At 61.5% G+C, this 13,940-nt stretch carries 14 protein-coding genes; all 14 read left to right on the top strand.

The features are described 5' to 3' along the window. The first annotated feature begins 237 nt into the window (after positions 1–237). The 14 genes from J4862_RS05770 (at position 238) to J4862_RS05705 (ending at position 13,937) form a co-directional block, all read left to right on the top strand. A complete protein-coding gene (locus tag J4862_RS05770; RefSeq protein WP_211788178.1) occupies positions 238–1,914 on the top strand; it encodes an AMP-binding protein in 1,677 nt (558 codons plus the stop codon). 15 nt (positions 1,915–1,929) lie between these two features. Further along, complete coding sequence (locus tag J4862_RS05765) at positions 1,930–2,901, top strand: DNA/RNA non-specific endonuclease (protein WP_211788177.1); 972 nt, start codon at positions 1,930–1,932, stop codon at positions 2,899–2,901. 65 nt (positions 2,902–2,966) lie between these two features. Next, positions 2,967–3,827: a metal ABC transporter solute-binding protein, Zn/Mn family gene (locus J4862_RS05760; protein ID WP_211788176.1), complete on the top strand. Its 861-nt coding sequence runs from the start codon at positions 2,967–2,969 to the stop codon at positions 3,825–3,827. A gap of 24 nt (positions 3,828–3,851) precedes the next feature. Then, the gene (locus tag J4862_RS05755; RefSeq protein WP_211788175.1) at positions 3,852–4,484 is read left to right on the top strand and encodes a metal ABC transporter ATP-binding protein; all 633 of its coding nucleotides are present in this window, start codon (positions 3,852–3,854) and stop codon (positions 4,482–4,484) included. 11 nt (positions 4,485–4,495) lie between these two features. Next, complete coding sequence (locus J4862_RS05750) at positions 4,496–5,734, top strand: phosphatase PAP2 family protein (RefSeq protein WP_211788174.1); 1,239 nt, start codon at positions 4,496–4,498, stop codon at positions 5,732–5,734. A 60-nt stretch (positions 5,735–5,794) separates the two neighbouring features. Continuing rightward, positions 5,795–7,183 carry a sodium:proton antiporter NhaD gene (gene nhaD / locus J4862_RS05745; RefSeq protein ID WP_211788173.1) on the top strand — a complete coding sequence of 463 codons (1,389 nt, stop codon included), beginning with the start codon at positions 5,795–5,797 and terminating at the stop codon, positions 7,181–7,183. A 768-nt stretch (positions 7,184–7,951) separates the two neighbouring features. Then, positions 7,952–8,782 (top strand): MotA/TolQ/ExbB proton channel family protein, encoded by an 831-nt coding sequence (locus tag J4862_RS05740; RefSeq protein WP_211788172.1) that lies wholly within the window; start codon positions 7,952–7,954, stop codon positions 8,780–8,782. Positions 8,783–8,809: 27 nt separating this feature from the next. Further along, entirely contained in the window at positions 8,810–9,271 is a 462-nt protein-coding gene (locus J4862_RS05735; RefSeq protein WP_211788171.1) for a hypothetical protein, read from the top strand. Between the two features lie 36 nt (positions 9,272–9,307). Beyond that, the gene (locus J4862_RS05730) at positions 9,308–9,919 is read left to right on the top strand and encodes a biopolymer transporter ExbD (protein ID WP_211788170.1); all 612 of its coding nucleotides are present in this window, start codon (positions 9,308–9,310) and stop codon (positions 9,917–9,919) included. A 7-nt stretch (positions 9,920–9,926) separates the two neighbouring features. After that, positions 9,927–10,400: a biopolymer transporter ExbD gene (locus J4862_RS05725; RefSeq protein ID WP_211788169.1), complete on the top strand. Its 474-nt coding sequence runs from the start codon at positions 9,927–9,929 to the stop codon at positions 10,398–10,400. A gap of 151 nt (positions 10,401–10,551) precedes the next feature. Next, entirely contained in the window at positions 10,552–11,340 is a 789-nt protein-coding gene (locus tag J4862_RS05720) for a patatin-like phospholipase family protein (RefSeq protein ID WP_211788168.1), read from the top strand. Further along, positions 11,330–13,000 carry an alpha-amylase family glycosyl hydrolase gene (locus tag J4862_RS05715; protein WP_211788167.1) on the top strand — a complete coding sequence of 557 codons (1,671 nt, stop codon included), beginning with the start codon at positions 11,330–11,332 and terminating at the stop codon, positions 12,998–13,000. The genes J4862_RS05720 and J4862_RS05715 overlap by 11 nt, the downstream gene beginning before the upstream one ends. A gap of 56 nt (positions 13,001–13,056) precedes the next feature. Further along, positions 13,057–13,533, top strand: coding sequence for a hypothetical protein (locus tag J4862_RS05710; protein ID WP_211788166.1), 477 nt, complete (start codon positions 13,057–13,059; stop codon positions 13,531–13,533). 5 nt (positions 13,534–13,538) lie between these two features. After that, a complete protein-coding gene (locus J4862_RS05705) occupies positions 13,539–13,937 on the top strand; it encodes an FKBP-type peptidyl-prolyl cis-trans isomerase (protein WP_211788165.1) in 399 nt (132 codons plus the stop codon). Positions 13,938–13,940: the final 3 nt, after the last annotated feature.

Below are 13,940 nucleotides of genomic sequence, written 5' to 3'. Positions count from 1 at the left end.
CTCTGGCGCCAGCTATAGACAGCGAGGTCAGCCTCCCGATACAGGGGGCTGACCTCGCTCTTTTGTGGCTATTTAGTATCTTTGTTATTAGAGGAAGTAGGTGCTAGTGCTAGCGCGCTCCTCGAGGGAGGAGCATTTGCTCCCCTTTATATATTAGGATGGCGCCTGGCCCTAGTGGGGCTGGGGGTGCGTCTTCTGTGCCGATCAACCTAAAGACTGACGACTAGATAACAGCTGATGATAGCTAAGAACTTTATTTCGCTCTTTGAGGACAGCTTCCGCAAGCACTGGGACCTGCCCGCGATGGAGAACTACGAGGGACGAGCCTATACCTTCGGGGGAATGGCCGATGAGATTGACCGCTGGCATAGCTTCTTTGCCGCCCAGGGACTGCAGCGTGGCGAGAAGGTTGCCCTCATGGGTAAGGACTCTGCCGAATGGGGGATCTTCTTCCTGGCAACCATCACCTACGGCGCCGTCATCGTCCCCATCCTACAGGACTTCCCCCCTGCTGATGCCCAGCAGATCATCAGCCACTCTGAGGCGCGTATCCTAGGGATCAATGCCAAGCTGTGGGAGCAGATGCGCCCCGAGCTCAATCCCGCGCTCACGGCCGTGGTGGACTTCCAGGAGGGGACGGCGCTCTACAGCCCTGAGGGACAAGAGGCGCTCCAGCGTCAGCTCGAGGAGGCACGCGCCCAGCATCAGGCACGCTACCCCGAGGGGATGCGTCCCGAGGAGCTTAGCTACTACCATACGCCCAATGACGAGCTCCTCGTACTGAACTACACCTCGGGGACGACGGGCTTCAGCAAGGGCGTGATGCTTTCGGGGAATAACTTCGCGGGCAACCTCGTCTTCTGCATGGAGCGCAAGATCATCAACCCCGGAGAGGTACTCCTCTGCTTCCTCCCCATGGCGCACGTCTATAGCTGCATGATCAATCTCTGCTTAGCTATGGCTAGCGGCACGCGCGTCGTCGTGCTCGGTAAGGTTCCCTCGCCCAAGATCCTCGGGGCAGCCTTCCGCAAGGTGCGCCCCACGATCGTCATCTCCGTGCCCCTTGTGCTGGAGAAGATCTACCAGAATACCCTGCAGCCCGTGCTGAAGTCGCGCAAGGTACGCTTCATGCTCGCCCTGCCCTTCCTCCGCAATATCGTCTACCGCAAGGTGCGCCAGCAGCTCACCGAGGGCCTCGGCGGAGCCTTCCGCCAAGTCGTCGTAGGCGGCGCTGCGCTCAATCCCGAGGTCGGTGCCTTCCTCAAGCGCATCGGCTTCCCCATCACCGTCGGCTACGGGATGACCGAGTGTGCCCCCCTTATCTCCTATATCGGGGCCGATGAGTGGCGCCTGCGCTCCTGCGGCCGTGTGCTGCACCCCTACATGGAGGCGCGTATCGCTCCCCTCGAGGGCGAGCACGCTGAGGAGCAGGATGCCACCATAGGCGAGATCCAGGTGCGCGGGGAGAACGTCTGCATGGGCTACTACAAGAATCCCGAGCAGACGGCCCAGCTCTTCACCGAGGACGGCTGGATGCGTACGGGCGACCTCGGGACGATGGACAGCGACCACTTCCTCTACATCCGTGGACGCTCCAAGGCGATGCTCCTCGGGCCTAGCGGGCAGAACATCTACCCCGAGGAGATCGAGGCTAAGATCGGCTTGCTGCCCTATGTGCAGGAGAGCCTCGTGCTGATGCGTGAGGGCAAGCTGGAGGCGCTCATCGTGCCTAATAAGCAGCTCCTCCAGGAGCATGGCCTTACGCTCGAGGAGGGCTGGCAGCAGATCCAGGCCCAGCGTGCCGCACTCAACGCCCAGGTGGGGAGCTACGAGCAGATCCAGCGCTTCGAGCTGCGTGAGGAGCCCTTCGAGAAGACGCCCAAGCAGAGCATACGTCGCTACCTATATAAATAAGGAGTAGTACGGCGCATGGCTCGACGTAGACGTACAGCTAAGGTTAAGGGGTGGGGGAAGCTCGGCAGGCTCCTGCCGCTCTTACTGATCCTACTAGGCTATCTAGGCTACCGCGCGCTCTCGCGCTCGGAGGCCGCCGCACCCTCCGTGGGGACTCAGACCCTAGGGCAGGCGGGGGATAGCACGGTGTGCACCTCACCCTACACACCGCTCGGGGCAATCGAGGATGAGATCATCAATGGGGATACGACGCTGCTGGAGATGCCGCGACTGGCGGGAGGCAATGCCAACTACTACGTCACGCATCGCGCCTCGGGGCGTGTGACCTATTCGCTGGAGTACGACGTCACCCGCCTGCATGCCCGCTGGGTCTGCTTTTCCTTCACGCCCGAGACGGCTGTCAAGGAGGTCAGCCGCAGTGAGGCCTGGGCTTGGGACCCCAAGGTACCCGCCCGCTACAATACCGCGAGCTTCTTCCGTCGCAGCGGCTACAGCCGTGGGCACCTCGTCGCCTCGGAGGACCGTGTCTATTCGCCCGGGGCCAATGAGCAGACCTTCTACTACACCAATATGAGCCCCCAGCTGCAGGCGCACAATGCCGGCATCTGGCATCGCCTAGAGCGCCGCGTGCAGGACTGGGCCGACGACAGAGGGCTCTGCGATACGCTCTACGTCGCCAAGGGCGGCACCATAGCCGATGGACAGATCGAGCCGAAGCGTATGAAGGGGCGTGTCGTCGTCCCGCGCTACTACTGGATGGCCGTACTGGCACGCAAGGGCGGGCAGTACCACGCCATAGCCTTCTGGACGGAGCACCGCAGCTACGGCCCTAGCGTGCAGATCCCTTCGCTGACCCTCTCGGTACGCGAACTGGAGCAGCGCACAGGGCTGGACTTCTTCTATCACCTGCCCGATGCCGTCGAGGAGGCCGCCGAGACCGAGTCCCCCACGAGCCGTGAGGCCCTGCGTCGCTGGTGGCACCAGTAGGCGCTGCCTAGCCTGCTCGTGCCCTTCGTCGCCCCATTCATCTACCCTATCAGATTCCCCTCCCTATGAAAGGTCTTGCACTTCTCCTCTCCCTCGCGCTGCTCGTCCTCTTCTCGGGCTGCCGACCCGCCGCACGGGTGTCAGGCCCGATGCAGCTCACGGCGACCATCGCGCCTGCTGCTGATATCCTCTCGCGTCTAGCGGGCGAGGAGGCCGAGGTGACGACGCTCCTGCCGCAGGGAGCGAGCCCAGAGAACTACGAGCCCACGACGCAGGACATACGTGCCCTAGCCGAGAGCAAGGGATTCTTCTATGTCGGGGACTTGGGCTTCGAGCGCAGCTGGGTCGAGCGGATCAAGACGCAGAACCCCGAGCTCAAGCTCTATCGCCTCGATGCAGGCCTGGAGGCAAAGCACGCCGGGCATAGCCATGGGGCGGATGGCCTTGTCCACGACCCGCACTACTGGACCAGTGTGCGCGGGCTGCGTGCTCTGGCGAGCGCAGCGCTCGTGGGCCTCCTCGAGCTTAGCCCCCAAGACTCAGCCCGCTACCGTGAGCGTCATCAGGCGCTCACGGCACAGCTCGACGCACTGCAGACCGAGCTCGAGACGACGCTCCGTGGGCGCAGCTCCTCGGCCTTCGTCATCTATCACCCCTCGCTCTCAGAGTTCGCAGAGGAATGGGGCTTCACCCAGCTGGTGGTGGAGGAGGACGGCAAGGAGCCCTCGCCCCGTCATGTCGCGGAGATCGTGGCCAAGGCGCGCGCCGCTGGGGTACGTGTCGTCTTCGTGCAGCAGGAGTTCGATAGCAAGATCGTCCAGAGCATCGCCCAGGAGCTTGGCGCGCGTACCGTGACCATCAGGCCCCTCAGCGCCGACTGGCAGGGCGAGCTGCGCCGTATCGCCCAGGCACTGGCCGCGAACTAAGTCCCTAATCAAGTAAGAGCAGCTATGCCAAGGATCATCAAGCTGGAGGATGCCAGTCTCGGCTACTCCGATACGCTCGTGCGGGAGCACTTCGACTGGAGCGTGGAGCGTGGCGCCCACTGGGCGATCACGGGCCCCAATGGCTGTGGCAAGACGACGCTGATGCGTACTATCCTGGGGCTCATTCCCCTGAGAGGCGGGCGCCTGGTACGCTACGACCGCGCGGGACAGGAGACGTCGCGGCTCGAGATGAGCTACCTGCCGCAGATCAACCAGCTGGATCGCCACTTCCCCATCTCCGTCGAGGAGGTCATCGACTCGGGCCTGCCCGCCGAGCTCCGGGGGCGTGGGGCGCGCCGTGAGGCGGTCGAGCAGCTCGCCGCCGAGGCGGGGCTCTCCTCGCTGTTGGCGCAGCCCATCGGGCAGCTCAGCGGCGGGCAGCTGCAGCGCACGCTGCTAGCTCGGGCGCTGGCCTCGCAGCCCGAGTTGCTGATCCTGGATGAGCCGCTCAGCTTCCTCGACCGTAAGTATCGCGAGCAGTTCGACGAGCTGCTCTACCGCCTTGTGCCCAGCGAGACGACGCTGCTGCTGGTGACGCACGACCTGCAGGGCGAGGCCTCGGATCAGTGGCAGGTGCTTGCCCTCGGACAGTTCTAGTAGATCACGCTATGCTTGTATCCCTTCGTTCGCTCCTTGCCCTTGTGCTCTGTGTCGCTAGCCTCAGCGCTCCGCTCAGGGCGCAGCAGGCCGATAGCACCGCCTGGTATGTGCGGCAGGACCTCCGCTCCACGCTGCGGATGACGGTGCCGCTGGTCAGCCTCGGCCTCATCCAGAGCCTGCACAATAAGGATATACGCGCGCTGCGCAACGGCTATATACCCACCTTCCGCCACCACTACGACGACTACCTGCAGTTCGCCCCGATGGCGGTGCAGCTGGGGATGAGTTTCGGCGGGCTGCAGGGTGTCTCGCGTAGCCCTTGGCAAGCGCTGACGGCCGATGCCTTCGCTACGGCGACGATGCTGGCCCTGACCTCTGCGATCAAGTACACGGCACGCGTGCAGCGTCCCGATGGCAGCTCGCGCAATTCCTTCCCCTCGGGGCATACGGCCATGGCCTTTGCCTCGGCCGAAGTCCTCAATATCGAGTATGGAGGGCGCTACCCCTGGTTGCCCTACTTCAGCTATAGCCTCGCAGGCGCTACAGGGCTGGGGCGTATGATGAACAATAGACATTGGCTGGGCGACGTCGTCGCTGGCGCTGGCCTCGGGATCCTCTCGGCGCATGTCGGCTACTGGATCACGGGGCAGCTCTTCGGGGATAAGCGCTATGCCCTGCGCACGCATCACTACGCCGAGGCGCAGCTCCCGCGGCTGACGCTCGAGCTGCCCGTGCAGCTGGAGTATGGCATGGAGCGGCGCCGAGACCACGCGCGTCTTTATAGCCGCAGCCTCGGGCTGGCTGCCCTCTACCGCCCCTGGGCGGACTCCGCCTACTACATTCGTGGACACTTCCTCCTCAGCCTCGATGAGCTGCGTGCCGTGGGAGGCCACCAGCAGGTGCTGGGGCAGGCACAGGCCCTCGAGCTACGGCTCGGGGCGGGACGCAACTGGCAGCTCTACGCCAACCGCGGCCTAAGGGTACACCCCTGGCTGGGGCTGCGGCGCCATCTGGGGGCTGAGTCACTCCTCCCAGGTGTACCTGTCCCCGAGTTTCCTACCTGGTCCCTGACGATGGGGCTAGAGGCGACGCCCTACTGGCGTGTCTGCCCGCAGCTGGCACTGAGCTTCCCTCTGGGGCTCAGCTATCGCCCTGCGGGCTATAGTCTCCCTACGGCCTCAGGCGAGATGTCTCGGGCGCGTAGGCTACACTGGGGGCTGGGTAGCTCCCTCTGTCTCTACCTCTAGAGCCTTGCTTCGGGCTCGGGCTGCGTGAAGCAGCCCTTTTTATCCAAGCTCTATCATCCAATGTCTACCTATTACCTCATGCCCTTGATCTTCGTCCTCGGCATCCTTGGGATTGCCTTCGAGGAGCAGATCAAGGTGAACAAGACCGCCACGGCGCTGCTGACCTGCGTGCTGCTCTGGTTCATCCTGCTGGTCGATACCGACATCGCCGCCGCCACGAAGGGCTTCGCCGACTTCCTGCGTCACGCGCCTGCCGAGGAGGCAGCGCACGATGTCTCGGACTACCTCTCCCTCAAGCTCACCGAGCACCTCGGCGATGTCTCGGGGACGCTCTTCTTCGTCCTCTGCTCCATGGTGCTGGTCAATACGATCGATAACTACGGGGGCTTCAAATCGGTGGCGAAGATCGTCGAGACGACCAATAAGCGCCGCCTCCTGTGGCGTGTGGCCTTCGCCTCCTTCCTCTTCTCTGCCTTCCTGGATAACCTCGCTGCCGCTATCGTCATCATTGCCGTGCTGCGCCGCCTTGTGCCCGACCGCACCGACCGCATGAAGTACGCCTGCCTCAGCATCATAGCCTGTAATGCCGGGGGCTCGTGGTCGCCCATCGGGGACGTGACGACGCTGCTGCTGTGGAATAGTGGGCGCATCACGCCGTACTACCAGATCTTCCACCTCATCATCCCTTCGCTGGTGAATATGCTCGTGGCCACGACGCTCACGCACTTCCTCCTCTTCAAGAAAGGGGCACGCCTGCGTGCGCTGCCTGATGTGCCTGAGGACGATGTGGCCGACATCCTACCGCAGTCGGCACGTATCACGGTCTTCCTTCTCGGGATCGCTTCGCTGATGCTGGTGCCTATCTGGCAGACCTTCTTCGACGTGCCGGCCTTCATGGGCGTCATCTTCGGGCTGGTGCTGGTGTGGATCTACACCGAGCTGATGTTCTCCCGTCATAAGAGGCGCCTGCGCTCGGCCACGAGTCTGAGGATGACGGAGCTGCTGCACAGCGCGGATCTGACGACGATCTTCTACTTCCTCGGGATCCTGATGTCGGTCTCGGCGCTCATCGAGGGCGGGCAGCTGGCGGCGGCCTCCACGCACGTCACCGAGCTGATCCCCAGCACGGGGCTGCTGGCGGGGATCATCGGGGTGCTCTCGGCGATGCTGGATAATGTGGCCCTCGTGGCCGCTGTCCTCGGGATGTACCCTGTGGATGCCTCCGGGGCGCTGACGCCCTTCGTCGTCAATGGGAGCTTCTGGGTCTTCCTCGCCTACTGTGCGGTGACGGGCGGCAGTCTCCTGATCATCGGTTCGGCAACGGGCGTCACGGTGATGGGACTGGAGGAGATCAGCTTCGGCTACTACTTCAAGCGCTTCAGTGTCTTCGCGCTGGCGGGCTATCTGGCAGGCGCACTGGTCTACCAGCTGCAGTCGCTCATCTTTTAGCTAAGGGGCTGGTCTAAGGGCTCGGCCTCCCAGCTCCTCAAAGCAAGCGCGTCCCCATCCGGCTGTCTAGGCAGTCGGGTGGGGACGCGCTTGCTTATTTAGGGGAAGGAGCTAGCCTAAGTCTAGGAGGGGGCTCCTCCCGCTTAGCACGCAGCGCGCTTAGGGATATCCCTCAGCACGCCCACGGATATCCCTCCGCAGGCTGACTGCTACCCTTCGGGAGGCTGATGGATATCCCTCAGCGCCCCCGTCCCTAGGGCGGGCTACTACTCCGCTATTATATAGAGGTAGCTTGGTCCTGTCGGCGGCTGCTCCGAGCCCAGGGGGGTGCCTTCGCTCTCTCCTAGCCAAGGCGCCCTTGCTTGGCTTGCTTTACCCTCCTGGCTCCTCATCTTCTCCCAGAGCTTGTCTTTGCTTGAGAGGACCCACCGCCCTTATGCGTCTGAGGCTCGGGAGCTGGGGTAGGGGAGCGATCGGGCAGGGGAGGGACAGAGCTCGAGCTAGGAGCAGGGCGGGGGACGGGCTAGGGATGTGCTTAGCCTAGAGGGGAGCTCGCGATCGGCTGCGCGGACGGAGGATTTTGTTTTAGTGAGGAAAAGCTGTATTTTTGGACTTGAAAGAGCTGTATTCTCCCTGCTCCTGCTAGGCCCTGCCCAGTAGTCGCTCGCCGAGGAATGGCCTTTGGATCAGCGCGATAGCGATCGCTGCTGGTCCCCTCAGGAACGAACAGAATAATAAACTTACTAACTCACAAACAACTATTCGACAATGAAAAAGTTATTCGCAACCGTTGCTTGCGTAGCTCTTCTCTCTGCCGGCTTCTCCACGATTGCTATGGCTCAGAACGCAGACAGCGCTGCTGCTGCCCCAGCTACCGAACAGGTGGACTCTACTGCTGCCGCTGCTCCTCAGGCTGCTGCTGCAGACGCTAGCGCTGCCGCTGGTGAAGAAGTCGCCGCTGAGACGACCTTCCACCAGGAGCTCAAGACGAAGTTCATCGAAGGGGGTGCAGACTTCATGGCGCTCGTCGCCATTACGCTGATCCTTGGTCTGGCTATCTGCCTCGAGCGTATCATCTACCTCAACCTGGCGAACACCAACCCCGATCAGCTCCTCAAGAACATCGAGGCTGCACTGGCTGCTGGTGACCTCGAGAGAGCTAAGAGCATCGCTCGTGACACGCGTGGCCCTATCGCCTCCATCGCCTACCAGGCGCTGCTGCGTGCCAACCAGGGTATCGACATCGTCGAGAAGTCTGTCGTATCCTACGGTGGTGTACAGGGTGGTCTCCTCGAGAAGAACCTCTCCTGGATCACGCTCTTCATCGCTATGGCTCCATCGCTCGGCTTCCTTGGTACGGTCGTCGGTATGGTCCAGGCCTTCGATAACATCGAGCGCGTCGGTGACATCAGCCCAACGGTCGTAGCAGGTGGTATGAAGGTGGCTCTGATCACGACCATCGGTGGTCTCGTCGTAGCCCTCATCCTTCAGATCTTCTACAACTACATCCTCTCCCTCGTGGAAGGTATCCTCAACCGCATGGAAGATGCCTCCATCACGCTGCTTGACCTCATCGTTAAGTACAACGAGAAGCGCTAATACACTCACCCATACCCAGAATAAGCAATGGCTGTAACTAAGATACGTAAGGTATCCAGCTCTACGCTACTGGCTCTGTCTGTCATCAGTGTCATCATCTTCGCCGTCTTCTTCTTCGGAGGCGCTGAGGTAGACGCTAAGGGCAACAAGGACTACGCGTACACGGGTCTCTTACTCTTCTGGACCTACGCACTGTTCCTGGTGACCTTCGCCGCTACGGCGATCTTCGCTGTGATCAACTTTGCGTCCAACAAAAAGGGCCTCGTGTCCTCCCTGGCGGGCGTCGGTGCCTTCGTAGCACTGCTCGTCATCACCTACGCTATCGGTGATGGTACCCCCATCTCTGGCCTTAATGACGCTTCGCAGACCTACAATACGTCTGGCTGGCTCAAGGTCACCGATATGTGGCTGTACTCTATCTATGTCCTCTTCATCGTCACTCTGGGAGCTGCCGTCTGGGGTAGTGTCTCCAAGGCTCTGAAGCGATAAGGTCTGTAATCAATAACGAATAAAGCAGAAAGCACCATGGCAAAGAGAAAGACTCCCGGTATCAACGGGTCATCGTCCGCCGATATCGCTTTTATGTTGCTTATCTTCTTCTTGGTTACAACCTCAATGGATACTGATAAGGGGCTGAAGCGTCGTCTACCGCCGATCACCCCTAAGCAAGAGCAGCAGCAGCAAGTGGAGATCAACGACCGCAACATCATGCGCTTGCTGGTCAACCGTGCCGATGAGATCGTGGTCTCGCGTAAGGATAATGCTGGCGTCGACCAGCTGATCCCCGTCAAGCTAGACCAGCTCAAGGACTACGCTGTTGAGTTCATCATGAACCCTGAGGAGAAGCCTTATCTCCCCGAGCTCGAGGTCCGCGAGATCGTCGGCCTAGGGAATCGTAAGGTCATCACCAGCGGCTACGCGATCTCGATCAAGAATGAGGTCGAGACCAGCTATCAGATGTACGTCAACGTGCAGAACGAGCTGATCAAGGCCTACAATGAAGTGTGGGATAAGTTCGCCAAGCAGAACTTCGGTAAGGGCTTTGAGGACCTCACGCCCGAGCAGAAGAAGTCCGTCACGGATGCATATCCTATGCACATCTCCGAGATGCCTCTGTCTAACCTCGTAAAGAAGTAAGAAGGAAATGGGAAAATTCAATAAATCAGGTGGGCGCGAGATGCCCGAGTTGAACACCTCTTCTCTCCCTGACTTGGTCTTCGCCTTCCTCTTCTTCATCATGATGGTGACGACGATCCGTGAGGTGACGCCTAAGGTGAGCTTCAGCAACCTGCCGAACGCTACCGAGCTGACCAAGCTCGAGGAGAAGTCGCTCGTAACCTTCATCTACGTCGGTAAGCCCAACAAGGAGTACCGCGCGATGTACGGGAGCAACTCCGCGATCCAGCTCAACGACCAGGTGACCTCCAATCCTACCGCTGTCTACAGCTACATCAAGCAGGCAGAGAGCAAGATCAAGGATGAGCGCCGCAAGCTGATGCAGGTATCCCTCAAGGCTGACCGCGAGACGAAGATGAACATCATCTCCCAGATCAAGGAAGAACTACGTCGTGCAGACGCGCTCAACCTGAGCTACTCGGCACGTCAGGCGAAGAAATAGTCCGCTAGTCTACGCCCTATAGTATAAGCAGCGCCCCGCAGGAGTCTCGACTCCCGCGGGGCGCTGTCCTTTTCTCGGATTCCCCCGACTATCCTTACCTTTGCACCAAGACTTTATTTAGCAGCAGCAAGACCCTATAAGGCAATAGACTATGGCAGCATATCGACTAGGACTCGCCCTAAGCGGCGGCAGCATCAAGGGCTTCGCGCACCTCGGTGTCATGAGCTATATGGCAGAGGCGGGCATACAGCCCGAGATCATCGCAGGTACCAGTGCGGGCTCCATCATGGGGGCCTTCTATGCTTCGGGCTACGCGCCTCAGGAGATCTACGACCTTTTCAGCAAGGTGGGCTTCCTCAAGGCAACGAGCCTGGCGCTTACTGATGGGGGGCTCTTCCGTACGACCTCCTTCCACCGCCTGCTCAAGCGCAACCTACCCTACAAGCGACTCGAGCAGCTCCCGCTGCCTATGCGTATCGTGGCCACTGACCTGGATGCGGGCGTGGAGCACGTCTTCACGGAGGGGCGGCTGGCGGATATCATCCTCGCCTCCTGCACGGTGCCCATCCTCTTCACCCCCGTGGTCATCGACGGGCACACCTATGTCGATGGAGGCCTCTTCCGTAACTTCCCCGTGACGACGATACGTCAGGACTGCCAGACGGTCATCGGGGTGAATCTCGGTCCTGTGCAGCCCCACGAGTGCGAGCATACCATGCTCTCTGTGGCCAACCGCTCCTGGGAGCTCGTCTTCCGTCAGAATGCGATCCCTGACTGTGCAGCCTGTGACTACCTGTTGGAGAGTCCCGAGGTGACGCGCTATGGGATGTTTGAGGTCAGCGCTGCCGAGTCTCTCATGAAGATCGGCTACGAGCTGGCCCAGCAGGAGCTTGCGCCCCTCGTCCCCTCTATGAATAGTAATATAAAGCATGAAGAATAGCACTGCCAAGCCCTTTATCTATGCCGTCCTGCCCCGCCTCTGGGGCAATGACTCGACCACACGCATCCCTGGAGGGATCCTCAGTGAGAATGGTGCTGGGCGGCTCTCCCGCTTCACGCCTGAGGCCCTGGCCTATATCCGCAGCCTAGGGGCTAGCCATGTATGGTATATCGGTCTGCTGGAGCACGCCACCCAGACCGACTACAGTGCCTACGGCATCCGCCCAGACCACCCCGATACGGTCAAGGGAGTCGCGGGCTCGCCCTATGCCGTCAAGGACTACTACGATGTGGATCCCGACCTCGTGGAGCAGCCCGCCGAGCGTATGGCGGAGCTGGAGGCCCTCGTGGAGCGTACGCACGCTGCGGGGCTGGGCTTCCTCATGGACTTCATCCCCAATCATGTGGCGCGCAGCTACCATTCGGATGTTTGTCCCGAGGGGGTAGAGGATCTCGGGGCGGGCGACGATCCCGCGCTTGCCTTCAGCCTCAACAATAACTTCTACTACCTTCCTGGTACCACGCTCGAGCTGCCGCGGCAGAGCCCCGAGCTCCCCCGCTATAGCGAACAGCCCGCCCGTGCTACGGGCAACGACTGCTTCAGCCCTTCCCCCAGCATCAACGACTGGTATGAGACCATCAAGCTCAATTACGGCATCGACTACCTCGGCGCGACGGGGCTGCATACTGAGCCCATCCCCTCGACCTGGCTCAAGATGCGCGACATCCTCCGCTACTGGGCGGCTAAGGGCGTGGACGGCTTCCGCTGCGATATGGCCGAGCTCGTGCCCGAGGCCTTCTGGGGCTGGTGCCTGCCGCAGCTCAAGGCCGGGTTCCCCCGCCTACTCTTCATCGCCGAGATCTACCAGCCGCATCGCTACGCCAGCTATCTGGCGGCGGGCTTCGACTACCTCTATGACAAGGTCGGCGTCTACGATAGGCTCATCGCTATAGGGCGTGGAGAGGCAGCGCCCGAGGACTTCACCGCCGTGCGCGATGCCGTGGGGGCGCTGCAGCCCGAGATGTGCTACTTCATGGAGAACCACGATGAGCAGCGCCTGGCCTCGGACTTCGTCTACGGCGACGCGCGTCGGGGCTTCCGCTCCTCGCTGGTGGCTGCGCTGAGCGGCACCAATCCCTGGATGCACTACTTCGGCCAGGAGCTGGGCGAGCGCGGGATGGATGCCGAGGGCTTCAGCGGACGTGATGGCCGTACGACCATCTTCGACTACTGGTCGCTGGATAAGCTCCAGCGGCTGGAGCGCGGCGGCTGGGGCACGCAGTACCTGACCGAGGAGGAGGCGGAGCTGCTCGGCGACTACCGCTGGCTCGGCGGCCTCCTCACGAGCCCTATCGTGCATTCGGGCGGCTACTATGGCCTGCATCCGAGCGGTGAGGGCAGCCTCGCCTACCTGCGTCATCATGAGGGCGAGCTGCTGCTCTGCCTGGTGAGCTACGCTGCCGAGACGGGGACGGTGCAGCTGCCCCTCCCCGAGGACCTCTTCGCGCAGCTTGGCCTCCGTGAGGGGGCGCTCTACCGCGCGGAGGACCTCCGCAGCGGGGAGACGCAGCTCCTTAGCCTCAGCTCCTGGGCTGTACTGAGCCTCGAGCTCCCTGCCTGTGGCTATCGTGTCCTCGCCCTGCGTCCGCTAGAGGCCTAGGAGCGCAGGCCGAGGGACCCCGCGAAGGACTATTCACACCTATTATATAGCATACGATGAACTGCAAGCAACACCCCCACACCCCTGCTGTAGCACCCTGTCAGGGCTGCGGTGCAGGGCTGTGTACGAGCTGCCTCGCGGCGGATGCGCGCCAGCTCTGCCCGGACTGCCAGCGCCGGCAGCACGAGGCTTGGTGCCGCTACCAGCGCCAGCGCGCGCTGCACTATGTACGCTGTCTCCTCATCTATGGCGTCCTCTACTGGGTCGGCTACGAGTGGAATATCGGCGGGCGGCCGCAGGTCAGTGGCTATATGCTGGCGGCGATCCAGGCGGGCTACCAGTGGGGCATCAAGGGCGAGTACTATAGGCTACGCTCCTGGCGTGGCGAGGAGACGATGATCATCGAGCGCCGCGGGGGCTGCTTCGAGCTCCTCTTCAATCTCGTCCTCGGGGTTGTCTTCTCGCCGCTGGTGCTGCTCAATAATGTCGTCCGTGCCGTCTATCACGGCTACCGCTACCTACGCTATCGCTAAGGGATATGAAGAAGAAAGAATATAGCGCAGCCAACAAGGCTTGGCTCACGGCCAAGAGCCGAGAGGCCGACGTCAAAGCCCTACCTAAGGGGATCTATTATAAGGTACTCACCGAGGCTAAGGCGGGGGCGAAGCAGCCCAATGCCCGCAGCATCATCACCGTGCACTATACGGGCTATACGATCGATGGACAGTGCTTCGACAGCAGCCGCGAGGGGGTAGCGCCTGCCTTTCGCCTCAGCGAACTGATAGAGGGCTGGATCATCGCCCTGCAGCAGATGCACGAGGGCGAGCGCTGGGAGCTCTACCTGCCTGCCGAGCTGGCCTATGGCAAGTACGACCAGCCAGGCATCCCCGGGGGATCGACCCTGATCTTCGACATTGAGCTCCTTAGCGTGATGTAGCGG

Source organism: Porphyromonas sp. oral taxon 275 (assembly GCF_018127745.1).
GTDB lineage: Bacteria > Bacteroidota > Bacteroidia > Bacteroidales > Porphyromonadaceae > Porphyromonas.
This window is presented reverse-complemented; position numbering and strand designations above follow the sequence as displayed.

Bases quoted from the DNA above. Each gene is read 5' to 3' on its own strand.
- J4862_RS05725 (WP_211788169.1), top strand. From the start codon at position 9,927: ATGGGAAAATTCAATAAATCAGGTGGGCGCGAGATGCCCGAGTTGAAC.
- J4862_RS05765 (WP_211788177.1), top strand. From the start codon at position 1,930: ATGGCTCGACGTAGACGTACAGCTAAGGTTAAGGGGTGGGGGAAGCTC.
- J4862_RS05735 (WP_211788171.1), top strand. From the start codon at position 8,810: ATGGCTGTAACTAAGATACGTAAGGTATCCAGCTCTACGCTACTGGCT.
- J4862_RS05730 (WP_211788170.1), top strand. From the start codon at position 9,308: ATGGCAAAGAGAAAGACTCCCGGTATCAACGGGTCATCGTCCGCCGAT.
- J4862_RS05705 (WP_211788165.1), top strand. From the start codon at position 13,539: ATGAAGAAGAAAGAATATAGCGCAGCCAACAAGGCTTGGCTCACGGCC.
- J4862_RS05740 (WP_211788172.1), top strand. From the start codon at position 7,952: ATGAAAAAGTTATTCGCAACCGTTGCTTGCGTAGCTCTTCTCTCTGCC.
- nhaD (WP_211788173.1), top strand. From the start codon at position 5,795: ATGTCTACCTATTACCTCATGCCCTTGATCTTCGTCCTCGGCATCCTT.
- J4862_RS05715 (WP_211788167.1), top strand. From the start codon at position 11,330: ATGAAGAATAGCACTGCCAAGCCCTTTATCTATGCCGTCCTGCCCCGC.
- J4862_RS05770 (WP_211788178.1), top strand. From the start codon at position 238: ATGATAGCTAAGAACTTTATTTCGCTCTTTGAGGACAGCTTCCGCAAG.
- J4862_RS05710 (WP_211788166.1), top strand. From the start codon at position 13,057: ATGAACTGCAAGCAACACCCCCACACCCCTGCTGTAGCACCCTGTCAG.
- J4862_RS05750 (WP_211788174.1), top strand. From the start codon at position 4,496: ATGCTTGTATCCCTTCGTTCGCTCCTTGCCCTTGTGCTCTGTGTCGCT.
- J4862_RS05755 (WP_211788175.1), top strand. From the start codon at position 3,852: ATGCCAAGGATCATCAAGCTGGAGGATGCCAGTCTCGGCTACTCCGAT.
- J4862_RS05720 (WP_211788168.1), top strand. From the start codon at position 10,552: ATGGCAGCATATCGACTAGGACTCGCCCTAAGCGGCGGCAGCATCAAG.
- J4862_RS05760 (WP_211788176.1), top strand. From the start codon at position 2,967: ATGAAAGGTCTTGCACTTCTCCTCTCCCTCGCGCTGCTCGTCCTCTTC.